Annotated in this window: 12 protein-coding genes and 1 pseudogene; 4 read left to right on the top strand and 9 right to left on the bottom strand. The window is 39.8% G+C overall.

What is annotated here, in order from left to right:
- Window positions 1-157, bottom strand: a pseudogene (locus tag G622_RS27090) (transposase); the annotation flags it as partial.
- Between the two features lie 160 nt (window positions 158-317).
- On the opposite strand from G622_RS27090, the gene G622_RS0119160 reads away from it, so the two are divergent.
- Window positions 318-1,343 (top strand): LacI family DNA-binding transcriptional regulator, encoded by a 1,026-nt coding sequence (locus G622_RS0119160; protein ID WP_026512000.1) that lies wholly within the window; start codon window positions 318-320, stop codon window positions 1,341-1,343.
- 251 nt (window positions 1,344-1,594) lie between these two features.
- Entirely contained in the window at window positions 1,595-3,319 is a 1,725-nt protein-coding gene (locus G622_RS0119155) for an SPOR domain-containing protein (protein WP_026511999.1), read from the top strand.
- Window positions 3,320-3,479: 160 nt separating this feature from the next.
- Here the strand turns inward: G622_RS0119155 and G622_RS23815 are convergent, their stop codons facing one another.
- From G622_RS23815 to G622_RS25995, 6 genes are all read right to left on the bottom strand, one after another.
- On the bottom strand, window positions 3,480-3,752 hold the full coding sequence (locus G622_RS23815; RefSeq protein WP_044958150.1) for a hypothetical protein: 273 nt from the start codon (window positions 3,750-3,752) through the stop codon (window positions 3,480-3,482).
- A 15-nt stretch (window positions 3,753-3,767) separates the two neighbouring features.
- Window positions 3,768-5,801 (bottom strand): ferrous iron transport protein B, encoded by a 2,034-nt coding sequence (feoB, locus tag G622_RS0119145; RefSeq protein ID WP_026511998.1) that lies wholly within the window; start codon window positions 5,799-5,801, stop codon window positions 3,768-3,770.
- Window positions 5,798-6,025: a FeoA family protein gene (locus G622_RS0119140; RefSeq protein WP_026511997.1), complete on the bottom strand. Its 228-nt coding sequence runs from the start codon at window positions 6,023-6,025 to the stop codon at window positions 5,798-5,800. The genes feoB and G622_RS0119140 overlap by 4 nt, the downstream gene beginning before the upstream one ends.
- A 490-nt stretch (window positions 6,026-6,515) precedes the next feature.
- Window positions 6,516-6,674, bottom strand: coding sequence for a hypothetical protein (locus G622_RS26000; protein ID WP_155831556.1), 159 nt, complete (start codon window positions 6,672-6,674; stop codon window positions 6,516-6,518).
- Window positions 6,675-6,993: 319 nt separating this feature from the next.
- Entirely contained in the window at window positions 6,994-7,362 is a 369-nt protein-coding gene (gene crcB / locus G622_RS0119130; RefSeq protein ID WP_026511996.1) for a fluoride efflux transporter CrcB, read from the bottom strand.
- Between the two features lie 84 nt (window positions 7,363-7,446).
- The gene (locus G622_RS25995) at window positions 7,447-7,611 is read right to left on the bottom strand and encodes a rubredoxin-like domain-containing protein (protein ID WP_155831555.1); all 165 of its coding nucleotides are present in this window, start codon (window positions 7,609-7,611) and stop codon (window positions 7,447-7,449) included.
- Between the two features lie 518 nt (window positions 7,612-8,129).
- Here G622_RS25995 and G622_RS0119115 point away from each other — a divergent pair.
- On the top strand, window positions 8,130-8,459 hold the full coding sequence (locus G622_RS0119115) for a PadR family transcriptional regulator (protein ID WP_026511995.1): 330 nt from the start codon (window positions 8,130-8,132) through the stop codon (window positions 8,457-8,459).
- A 39-nt stretch (window positions 8,460-8,498) separates the two neighbouring features.
- Window positions 8,499-9,392, top strand: a complete 894-nt coding sequence (locus G622_RS0119110) for a permease prefix domain 1-containing protein (protein WP_026511994.1) — start codon at window positions 8,499-8,501, stop codon at window positions 9,390-9,392.
- 456 nt (window positions 9,393-9,848) lie between these two features.
- Here G622_RS0119110 and G622_RS0119105 read toward each other — a convergent pair whose 3' ends face one another.
- Window positions 9,849-10,187, bottom strand: a complete 339-nt coding sequence (locus G622_RS0119105; RefSeq protein WP_026511993.1) for a hypothetical protein — start codon at window positions 10,185-10,187, stop codon at window positions 9,849-9,851.
- Window positions 10,188-10,573: 386 nt separating this feature from the next.
- Window positions 10,574-11,548, bottom strand: coding sequence for a phosphatase PAP2 family protein (locus G622_RS23810; RefSeq protein WP_242833030.1), 975 nt, complete (start codon window positions 11,546-11,548; stop codon window positions 10,574-10,576).
- Between the last annotated feature and the right edge of the window lie 117 nt (window positions 11,549-11,665).

Below are 11,665 nucleotides of genomic sequence, written 5' to 3'. Positions count from 1 at the left end.
GAAGCTTATCAACTTTGAACTTTTGATATTTGGGAGAATGGGAATCGTCGAAAGCCCACTGTTTTAGCGGTATATATCTGCATATGAAGTTTACCAGCCAGCAATTCTGCTGATAGAGTTGGTGGATGATTTCAAGTAAATAAAGTATAATGTTCACGAGCATTGTCTCCTGGTTTTTTGTGAGTTTGGTCGCTGACATTATACCAAAAAGGGAGGTCAATGCTCATTTTATTTTGAACTCCCGATAAATCAAGGCTTTAGAACAAAAAAGAGGTAGTAAATTTGACACTACCAAAAAATTGTAGGAGGATAAAATAATGACATCTAAAGAACTTGCAAAACTCTTAGGCTTATCAGAAACAGCTGTTTCTTTTGCTCTGAATGACAAAACGGGCGTCAGTGAAAAAACCAGAAGTATGGTTAAGAAGGCTGCTATTGAACATGGAATGACCCCTGGTGGAAGTAAAAAACACAAGGGTGACGGAATCATCCATATAGTACAATATATTTCATTTACTGGTACTACAGGAAATGACTTTTTCAGAGATACAATAGACGGAATCGAATTCACCGCCAGTGAACTGGGAATTCGCACTGTTGTTCATTATGTTACAGGTTATGAGAATCTGGAAAGGGAATTAAAAGAACTAGAGACCTGTCATGCCTCCGGGATGCTTATTCTGGGTTTCATAATTGAAGAGAGGGAAATGTCTCTAATGTCATTCTGTTCATTCCCCATATGCGTAATAGAAGCCCATTTTACAAGCAGTAAGATTGACTTTATTGAGATAAACAACAGAGATGCAGGCTTTATGGCCACAAACTATCTTATAAAAAAAAGAGCCTGCCAGCCGGGATGTATCCGTTCTACCACCAGAACCTATGACTTTGACCAGCGCACTGAAGGTTTCTACGATGCCTTAAAATACAATATGATGACAAAATCAAAGTCGATAATGCATGAAATAACCGCCTCCACAATCGAAGATGCAGAGGCGGAAATGCTTGAAATAATTGATAGAAAAGAGGAGCTTGCTCCAAGTTATTTTGCAGAAAACGACATTTTGGCCATTGGAGCCATGCGAGCTTTCCAGAAGCGCGGATACAGAGTTCCAGAGGATATCTCCATTATCGGCTTTGATGATATAACAGTTTCAAGCTATGTTGAACCGCCTCTCACAACGATTCATATTCCGAGAAACTATATCGGACGCATTGCCACAGAGCGCCTCTACGCCCGCATGACCCAGCACGACCATATGTCAATTAACATTCATATCAATGGTTATTTAGTTAAACGAGGTTCTGTGGCTCCGTTAAGCTCGAAGAATGTTCCTCAGTGACAAAGATTTATACCTTTTGAAATATCATGAACTTAAACCATGGTCTACACTTGCCACCTTTAAAATGTGTAGCATCCATAACTCTTCTAAACGCCACGGCAGTTATGGACTTTACAAGACGTGTTTCCGATTCCAGGATTCCGAAAGGAATGAAGCCTGATATTTAATTGAAACTTTTACCTGTACTTATAAAATGGGATATCTGCTATAATCGAAGAGGAGTTTACAGTGTTTTCAAGCAGGGGGGGCAAATGAAGAAAAATGCAGTATTACTGGTTCTTATGGTGACACTTATGATCACATCCGGTTGCTCTAAGGCTGCCGCTGATGCAGGGACTAAGAGTAGTTTTGAAGCGCCTTCAAAGGTACTGGAGGATACTTCGGAGCTGGAGCCTTTGGCTGATAAACCACAGGAAGTTTCGCCTGATGATGTGACTTTGACTGAAGATGTTCAGGCTGATGACAATGGCTTTGTGCCTGGAAAAAATGGTGAATCCGCTTCTACAGCACCGGTGGATGCAAAGCTGTCGCTTTCTAAGCGCCTTTGCGGAAAATATAGCTGTAAAAGCAGCGAAGGCGAATATTATATTCTTGATATCTATGAGTTTGCTGACAATCTCTATGCCCATGTGGGAATTTCCGAAGATGATGAGGATTCTGATTATCTTGGCGCATATACTTTCTGGGGCGCTGAGCTTATTCCTGATGATAAAGATGTAGCCAAAAACCAGAATGATAATGTTTTTGTCTGCAATATATTGGCCTTTTCCATAATGTCCAATATGGGCAAATATCAAAGTGCGCCCGATCCTTGCAAATTGGTGATTGCTGATAATGGCATAGATTTTACAGGTGCATTTTTCTCCGAAAAAAAGGAAACACTTCATTTTGAGCACGATAATAGGGTGGAGGATGCTTTTCCTTATATGTTCAGTGATGAAGCAGGTACAGGAAATCCATCAGAAAAAATGATAGGAATCTGGCGCGAAAAAGACTCCGATAGTCCTCTTTATGTTGAATACGGTGAGAAAGGAATGTTCAAGATTTACAGAGAGACTCCCGGCATTGAGGTTTTCTTTGCAGGTGGTGAATATCACTTTATTGATGGGGATAAACTTTGCGGAACATACAGTATTCTTGGCAGCGGCAGTATGCCCATGGAGTATGAAGCACAGTTTGACATGAAGGATGATGATACCATAGAGCTTGATTTTATATACGATAATTCCTTGTTAAAAGACGGTAAAAGTCACATGGTTCTTGAGAAAATTGATGCGGATGATGTGCCTTTTGTGACAATGGATATGGTCAGAGAGGTGCTGACTGACGATTATAATTATGATGCTTATACTTTACCAAGTGACCATTATGATGATGGCTTTTATGGCGTGTGGATTGGCGCATATAAGAATCTGGAGGACGCCCAGAAGCTGGCTCAGCAAATAGAAGATCAGGGAGCTATAGCATCTGTTGTCTTTTCACCTGAGTGGGAAAATCTGAACTCGCAGCCGTTTTACTGCGTAACCTACGACAGATTTGAGACGGAGTCATCTGCAGAAGGTGCTCTTGTTAATGCTAAGACATCAGGTTATGACATCGCATACATCAAGTTTTCCGGAAAAAGAGTGATGCATCGCATTTATTACACGGTGTATTCCCATGATGTTATGGATTTTTCAAAGGATCAAGTTGTTTTAAGCGGCGTCAGCACCACTTCATTGATGGGTGATGATGAAAAAAAGATGACTCTTATCATCGATAAAGATACAACCTTTGATTCTTCCTGCGATATGAGCTTTTTTGGAAATTATGAAAAAGGCCAGTCAGTGCTTGAGTGGTTCCTTAAAAATGACGAGCTGACAAAGTCTGATCCTGACAGCTATTCCAGCGGCGGCCCGGCACTTTTAGGTATTTTTGATGTGGCGATAACAGGTGATCATGTAGACAGATTTTACGGAAGTTATTGGTGGGACTAATTCCTTCTTACTAAGAGTTATTCTAATTATGTTTCCGCAATACTTCTACACAGAAAACAAGGGGCTCTGCTTTAGATCTAATCATCTAAAGCGATAGCCCCTTTCTTATACTGCTCTGCTGTTTTCACGATTATTCTTTATTTAACTCTCTCTGTTCAGGTTATTTCACCACTTCCCACATCTGGCCCATGTTTTGAAATCCATCCTGTGGCATGCATCCTTTACAGGTATGTCCTTCGTCCTTCTGTCCTGAAGAACAACCACTGCATCCGGAGCATCCTTTCGGTGATAATACCACTCTCTTTATGATTCCCATATTTTCCAGATATTCCATCTGTCTGGTAACATCCATGACACTGGTATGAAGTTCCATCGCCAAAAGCTCTGTTGTTCTGGCGTGCCCATCCTTTAACAATTCTAATAATTGTTCCATTTTATCCTCTTCTTATCACCAAATGAGCATTCCAACATGATATGCAATAAATGCCAGTAAAAGAGATACCGCTGTGTAATAAAGTACTATTCTTCCTGTCCATTTTGCAGAGTGAGTTTCCTGATATGTAGCTGCAAGTGCAACCACACAAGGCATGTTGAAGGTCATGGCGAAGATAAATGCAAGAGCTTCAGGTTTTGTAACATTTGCAAGAAGAATAGAGCTTAGTGTTACTCCATTTGCCATATTTGCAGTAGATCCGGCACCACTCATAGCACTGGTAAATGCTGTACTGTATGAGCCACCACTATATAACGCGCTGATAACACCAATGGCTCCTTCTTTTCCTATTGCAGATGCAAGATATGAAAGGAATAATTGCCATGGCATTCCAAAGAACTTTGTAACGGGCTCTATTGCCACGCCGATAGTATATAGAATTCCCCCTGTTCCTGAAGGTGAATAGCTAAGGAGCCAGAATACACCGCAGACAAGAAGTACTACACTTGTCACTCTGAAAAAAGTCTCTTTTGTCCTTCCAAATACATATCTAAAAAGGGCTCCCCACTTCGGTTTATGGTATGGAGGAAGCTCCATAATCATTCCGTACCGATCTTCCTTCTGGACAAGCTTTGACCCAAAGACTTTGGCTGTGACATACATGTGTAAGATCATTGTAAAAAGAATTACAACAACCACCAGAACCGCACCCGGTCCAAAGAAAATTGATGAAAGCATAGGGATTGTAGCCCAGGCTGCTCCGCATGGAACTGCCCAGGCAAGAGCTATTGTCAGAACCTTTTGTCCCCAGTTATCTATGACTCTGGCACCGGCGGCACCTCCCATGGTACATCCAAAGCTTACCAGGAATGGCATTACTGACTTTCCCTGAAGTCCAAGTTTTCCCATAGTATTGTCAAACACATAGGAGATACGGGCCATAATACCTACTTCTTCGAGGAATCCGAAAACAAGCGTTACACCAAATACAAATCCCAGCATCTTGATAATATATGAAAATGACTGAATTATAACATCAGTTATGATAAGCATCACAAATTCAGAACAGCCTATAGCTGATAACCCGGCAGTTACCGGAGCTTTAAGCATGAGAACAACTTCACCGAGGGCCATTGGAGGAAGAGCAGGAATAAATGAAGCTATCAGACCTAAAAGAACAGTGAGAACAACTGCAGGCTTTCCCCAGACTTTACTCGTATAAATACGATCCAGTTTTCCGAGAGTAACCTTTACTGATTCTGACTGTATTGCCCCATCGATTACATCATCAATCCAGGCAAATTTGCATCCACCAATAGCTACTGCGCCCTGGGATGAATTCTTTATTTCCTCTATTTTGCTAAACACAGATGCATCAAGTGAATTTTTTAGGTTTGCCACTACAACCTTGTCATTTTCCAATACTTTTGAAGCAAGCCACATTGAAGAATAACCCTGAATAACGCCTTCAGGAATCAGGTTACAGATTTCCTGATATCCCCTGATACTCTCGTACTGCTTTTTTAACTTGGAAACATCAAGTCTTGAATCCTTCTGAATGGCTTTTTCCAGAGTTTTATAGAACTCATCGTAAGACTTTACGTCTGTTGCAGAAAATGGAATTACAGGAATTCCCAACTTTTCCTCTATTACCTTTGCATCAATCTTTTTCCCCTGATCAGCGGCAACATCTGCCATATTGAGCAATAAAAAACACGGGGCATTAATTCCCGCATAATCTGCCAGCATAAAAAGACTTCTCTGAAGCTGTGAACTGTCAGCCAGAATACAAACCACATCTGCTTTCCCTGATGTAATGAAGTCCCTTGTGATGACTTCTTCATCAGAGTTTGCGGAAAGACTGTAAGATCCCGGAAGATCCGCTACGTTATACTCCTTTCCTGCGTAAATAAAATATCCCTCTTTTTTCTCTACGGTTTTACCGGGCCAGTTACCTACATGCTGCCTAAGTCCTGTTAATGCATTGAACAAGGTTGACTTGCCTGAGTTGGGCTGCCCCAGAAGAGCTATCGTTGCAGTTGCACTCATGCTGTCACCTCCTCAACCGTAATACCGCTACACTCCTTTCGGTTCAGTGCAATCATGGTATCTCTTGAATAGACGAGCATCGGTCTGTTTTTATCATTTTTGATAACACTGACTTTACATCCAGGTGTCAATCCAATTGATGTGATACGGCTCATAAACCTTGTATCACCTTCAATTGCCGTGATCACTGCATCTTTGTTTTCCCTTACTTCACTTAAACTCATAGCATACTCCTCTCATATTGTTAGTTATAACTAACTGAATGATATCACAATTTCGTCAAGTTGTGCGCTTATAATGGAGTTTTGATATTTTTTCTCAATTGCTCTGAATTTTTGAAGTCCTAAAACAACAGGTCGTTCCTTCCCGGGAAACGACCTGAATTACACTATATATTAAATCTAGTTTTCTCACTCTGTTACAAGTGGAAGTACCATTCTCACTTGTCCAAATATATCTGAATTATGATTTAGTTCCTGGCCTGGAAATATTCTGCCACAATTGTAGAATTCTCGAAATGCGTTAGTACTAATGCCTGGAAATCCTCTGCCGCAAACTTGAATATTGTGAAAAGCGTTAGCCCATAGGCCAATAAATCTACTACTGCAAATCGTTAAATTAGCATATGCGGCAGAACACTCAAACAATAAATCTATTCCTTGAAGTTTTTATCTTAAAAGTTCATCATTTTTCAAAAAACATAACGCCATAACACTATTCATTTACTTGATGTATTGCTCTAAGGCTCTTCATCAGTGGATGATTTTTGCTCAAATCCTCGCCACTATCCTCAGCTGCTTTTTCGATCAGCTTCTGTTCTTCCTTTTCCATATCAGATGAAAGGGATCTTAAAGCTCTTTCCGAATCTGGCATATTACCACTTCCCATATAGAATATTAGAAAATATACTGAAGAAAAAATTGGCAAGAAAAAGATCACTCTCACATTTAAAAAGGGTACTCCAAAAGGAACCTATAAATTCAAGGTAAATATCGGTGCCTCCAAAAAATGAAGAAATCATCTCAGATAATAGAGATTGTAGTTGATCATCTCAGATAATAGAGATTGTAGTTGAGTAAGTGTTTTTTGCTAATCTAACTAAGGCATCTATACAGACTTCGCTAATCACCGGGAATCAGTGTAGCTGTTTATATATTTCTCGACTATATTATTTAGATAAAATATGAAACAGCTACACTAATACTACTGTTGCCAACTTCTTCCCTAAATAGATACCAAAAATACAACAACAAACGCTCAGAGCGACATATACTCCTCCAAGAGCGTATGTTTTGTTTTCGAACAACTGATATGATTCAAGTGAAAAGGTTGAGAACGTAGTGAATCCTCCACACACTCCGGTCTTCCAAAAAAGAACCGTATTAGGAGATACATTTCCTTTTCTATCAGTTATTCCAACTATAAATCCTATAAGGATAGCTCCTATTATATTTGTTATAAGCGTGAGAACAGGAAAACCTGCTCTCACTGGTATTAGGCTTATAGCATATCTCGCTACTGCTCCCAGCGCACCACCAAGCGCCACAAATAAAAAACTCATTTTATTTTATCCTCTGTCATTCTAACGAAATTTTGAGATGAAACCTGCTTTTGCATTTGTATATGCATCCCGGTTTCAAACACATTATGAAGTTTTATTTTCATCCCCGCTTTTTGGTTCTCCTTCTACAAGTTCAAAGCGGTCATCCGGTTGTTTGCATCTTGGACAGACATCTATATCCCTTATGCTTTTCCCTTCTTTTTCCTCATCAAATATGTATCCGCATACTCTACATCTGTAAACTGCCATAACTATCCCCTCCTTAAGCAGTTGAAAAACTAATCCGTGACAATTTCACAAAATTTTTCATATGTACATTTTAATAGTATCATACGAAGCAGCCAGGCAGAAGGAATATTAACGTTCCAATAAGAATAATGGCAATCACTGAGGCATCATCAAGATTTTCAGATGAAGCAGATAAAATCATTTACTAATAATTGGGTTAATTATGAGTGAGACAGCACACTGGGCTACTGTCATCAAATAAGTCGTTACTGTTCACACCTTACGGTGCTCACAGCAACTGGATTTGCCCATTCCAGTTGCCTTCGGCAAAGGGGCAAATCCTATATTCAAGACGTAGAACATTCTCACGCTCAGCGCAGCAAGTGCGCAGAGCTGTCTGAACAGTTAACAATAAGTCGACTTTATTACTTGCCTAAAACCAGTTTTTATGTTGACATACTACGACAGTAGTAGTATATTTACTATGACAGTCGTAGTAACGATTATCGTAGTATAAAATATAAACACGGGTGATTTTTATGCAGCAGATCAGCAGTGATGTGATCCGGGGTTATAACGACACCATTATCCTCTTTCTCCTGAGAAAAGAGCCTTCTTATGGATATGAGATATCCAAAAACATCAGGGCTATGTCCGAGGATAAATATCTGATAAAAGAAACAACTCTTTATTCGGCGTTTACCAGGCTTGAGAAGAACGGATTTATTATCTCCTTCAGTCGGGAGGCTGACAATGGGAAGAGACGCACTTACTATCAGATAACTGACTCCGGACAAAAGTATTATCAGGAGAAGTGTGAAGAGTGGCAGTTGACCAAGGATGTTATTGAGCGATTTATATCGCAGTAAATAGAGGGATTTTTATTAGAACAGGGGAGACAATAGACTATGGAGACAATAAGAAAATATCTTGAGACAATGTTCATGAGCCTGCCGGACACTGACGCAGCAAGGCGTGCAAAAGAAGAAATCATGTCTATGACAGAGGATAAGTATAATGAGCTTATAGAAAGCGGAATGTCAGAAAATGAGGCCGTTGGGAAGATCATCACAGAGTTTGGAACTATCGATGATCTAAAGGACTCCTTGGGAGCCATAGAAAAGGGAACAGTACGAAGACCTGATGAATCATTTAAGCCTAATGAAACTTTTACTCATGGAGTACAGGGGATTCCGAATCCACCTGTGGAAGTTAAACAGGTGACATATAGAGGGGGAAAATCACAGAACCGTGAACTCCGCCTGATATCTGTAGATGAAGCAAATGCTTTTTTGGATGACTGCACCTTTAGCAGATTCCTTTTAGGCCTTGGTGTTGCCTGCTGTATTATTGCTCCTACAGGCCCCATTATGGGAAGCGCCATAAGCGAAAATTTTTACGGATTTTTTGGTGACTTTTTCAGTGCTCTTGGTGTAGTATTCCTGTTTATTGCTGTGGCATTGGGAGTTGGACTTATCATTCTTTCTTCTGCCAAGAACAAGGAATGGAGCTTTCTTAGGAGAGGCGTTTCAATCCTTGACTCTGTTGCAGAGGAATACATCAGAAATGAGAAAGCTGATAACATAAGCAGCAAATCAACCATGCTGGCAATGGGAATAGTACTCTGTGTGTGCAGCGTTATCCCTGTTATTTTCTTTGGAATATTCTCTATCTTCCCATTCCTTTCTGAAGGCGTTGGACCTGCACTGATATTTGTTATTACCGGAGCCGGTGTGTTCTTTATCATTAATTCCTCCAGAATAACAGATGCCTGCGACAGGCTGTTGGGATTAAATGCATAGATTCCTGTTTTTCCTCAGAAAAACGGGAATCGTATTGGACCAGGTCCTCGCGAAGCGAGGGGCGTGTCCTGCCGAAGGCAGGATTTTTGTGGGCGATTTCCGCTTTTGCCCACAAAAAGTCATGACTTCTTGAACGCAATAAGGAAAATGCGATTCCCGAATTTCTGATGAAATTAAGGAATCTATAAGTAATGAGATTTGTCTGCGTAATTCTTAAAACAAATTCAGATGGTTTTCCATTTGATTTTGAGACACAATATGCGATTATGCTATTCTGACCATATACACGCAACCTAATACATACAGCCCTTTTGATTTTTTCGCTAACAATTTGCCAATTTATGTAGAAAAATATTTCATAAAAATATGGGGCTATCGGCGGATGATGATGTAAATAATCATCCGCCGATAACCCCATCTTCAATGGAATTTCTAATATCTATTTCACTAGTGCATTTATGATCGTTTCGCTTTATTCTGCTCGCTTATCTCTTTAGCATCTTCGCTAAGTAGTTTTTTAACCTTTTCTGTCTGCATCATCCTGATCGCCTCAATTGCACATCTGTAGATCATTTTCAACTCGCGGCCATCAGGATCATCTGAATTACATTTTCGTTCTACAGATTCAAAATATTTTATTGCTTTTTCTGCTGTACTCTTCGATATAGCCATTCCGTTACAATAAAGAGTACCTGTCTTTGCATCATATCTTGAAGCTGCATATCTTGAATCGTCAAGCTTTGTAACTCCCATTGATGCAGCAAGTGCATTTATCAAATTTTCCCTGTCTATCATACCAGTCTCCTCCAAATATACTATACGTTAGCTAGATTACTTTATAATCCTGCCCTTTCGGTCGGAACCATTTCCTAATCAGGACTTCATCATGATGGTTCCTCCCAAAATAAGTACCAAAATTGAATATCTGAATACTTATTGTCATTCAAAACTTTATTCACGTGCATTGCTCAAACAAATAATAATATTTTGTTTATCCATTGCATCGCGCCACGCATTTCATGATTATACTATTTTGAAATGTCCCGCGCAATACAGGATTTCTTACAACAAAGGGACGCTTCATCTGGCTTATTTTGATAATTCAAATAAACCAGATAAACGTCCCTTACCTTCTAAATATTCAGATGTAGCAGCTGAAAAATATTTTTAGCATTTAGTAATTATACATATTTTTCAGACTGATCTTTAAGTACCTTATAATTGCATACCTTCTGTATTACAATTGGCCAGATAGCCACAACAAAAAACCATAAGATGCAACGGGATATGAAGTGTCCCCAATGTCCACCAAGCACTGCAACGATTGTTGCCGGTGCAAAGTATTCTTTCCAGCTGAAAGCAATCATAAATCCTACAAACGACAGAATCGGAAGATCTTTTGCCCCAACAGGAATCTCATACTTGATATAGTGGCGCTCAACATAGCTTCCAATTAAGAGTCCGATAAATGCACCACACGCCTTAAAGCTATCATTCATCATCTTTCCGGGATCTACGAGGAGTACTCCGTCTACATAATCCATGGGATAAGGTTTCTGAGTAATATATATCAGGGTTAATATTACAGCGATAACTCCAACAACTGACAAGATATCGAGTGTTTTTTCATTACCATCTATTTTCTTCTGAACAGCTCCGACTATGCAGATTATTATCACAGCTTCTGTAAAACCTACAATAACATCCTGCGGAGTATGTACACCAAGAAAATTCCTTGAAAATCCGGTCAGAGCTATCAGTACTGCACAGATTACAGCGAGCCATGTCCGCTTATTTCTCTGCCAGGCAAATGTTGTACCATAGGTACACGTCGCGCTCATAGTATGTCCACTAGGGAACGAATATCCGGTTGCTGCTACTTTTGAATCACCCGCAGGCTCAATCAGATCTGATCTTATCCAGGGACGATATGCACAAACCGTCAGTTTGATCACTCCATTTATCAGTTCTCCTACTCCTAAAGTCATAAGAGCACGGTAACCCCATTTCCTATCCACTGCCCAGAAAATGAAAAATGGCAGAAAAGGCATAATATCTACCGCTACTTTTGAAATGCTATTAAAAAACTCATCAAAAAGTCCGCCTGTTGCATTTCTAATTTCCTGGAGCCATAACAAATATTGAATATCAATCATTTTTCTTTCCCCTCTTTCGTTATGGTAGTGTCAAATTTACTACCTCTTTTTTGTTCTAAAGCCTTGATTTATCGGGAGTTCAAAATAAAATGAGCATTGACCTCCCTTTTTGGTATA

It is taken from the genome of Butyrivibrio sp. LC3010, from assembly GCF_000424385.1.
Taxonomy (GTDB): Bacteria; Bacillota; Clostridia; order Lachnospirales; family Lachnospiraceae; genus Butyrivibrio.
The sequence above is the reverse complement of the archived record's forward strand: the minus strand, read 5'-3'. Positions and strand labels throughout refer to the sequence as shown.

What these genes read in the sequence shown, in the direction of transcription:
- G622_RS0119160 (WP_026512000.1), top strand. Translation starts at nt 318, where the DNA reads ATGACATCTAAAGAACTTGCAAAACTCTTAGGCTTATCAGAAACAGCT.
- G622_RS0119155 (WP_026511999.1), top strand. Translation starts at nt 1,595, where the DNA reads ATGAAGAAAAATGCAGTATTACTGGTTCTTATGGTGACACTTATGATC.
- G622_RS23815 (WP_044958150.1), bottom strand. Translation starts at nt 3,752, where the DNA reads ATGGAACAATTATTAGAATTGTTAAAGGATGGGCACGCCAGAACAACA.
- feoB (WP_026511998.1), bottom strand. Translation starts at nt 5,801, where the DNA reads ATGAGTGCAACTGCAACGATAGCTCTTCTGGGGCAGCCCAACTCAGGC.
- G622_RS0119140 (WP_026511997.1), bottom strand. Translation starts at nt 6,025, where the DNA reads ATGAGTTTAAGTGAAGTAAGGGAAAACAAAGATGCAGTGATCACGGCA.
- G622_RS26000 (WP_155831556.1), bottom strand. Translation starts at nt 6,674, where the DNA reads ATGCCAGATTCGGAAAGAGCTTTAAGATCCCTTTCATCTGATATGGAA.
- crcB (WP_026511996.1), bottom strand. Translation starts at nt 7,362, where the DNA reads ATGAGTTTTTTATTTGTGGCGCTTGGTGGTGCGCTGGGAGCAGTAGCG.
- G622_RS25995 (WP_155831555.1), bottom strand. Translation starts at nt 7,611, where the DNA reads ATGGCAGTTTACAGATGTAGAGTATGCGGATACATATTTGATGAGGAA.
- G622_RS0119115 (WP_026511995.1), top strand. Translation starts at nt 8,130, where the DNA reads ATGCAGCAGATCAGCAGTGATGTGATCCGGGGTTATAACGACACCATT.
- G622_RS0119110 (WP_026511994.1), top strand. Translation starts at nt 8,499, where the DNA reads ATGGAGACAATAAGAAAATATCTTGAGACAATGTTCATGAGCCTGCCG.
- G622_RS0119105 (WP_026511993.1), bottom strand. Translation starts at nt 10,187, where the DNA reads ATGATAGACAGGGAAAATTTGATAAATGCACTTGCTGCATCAATGGGA.
- G622_RS23810 (WP_242833030.1), bottom strand. Translation starts at nt 11,548, where the DNA reads ATGATTGATATTCAATATTTGTTATGGCTCCAGGAAATTAGAAATGCA.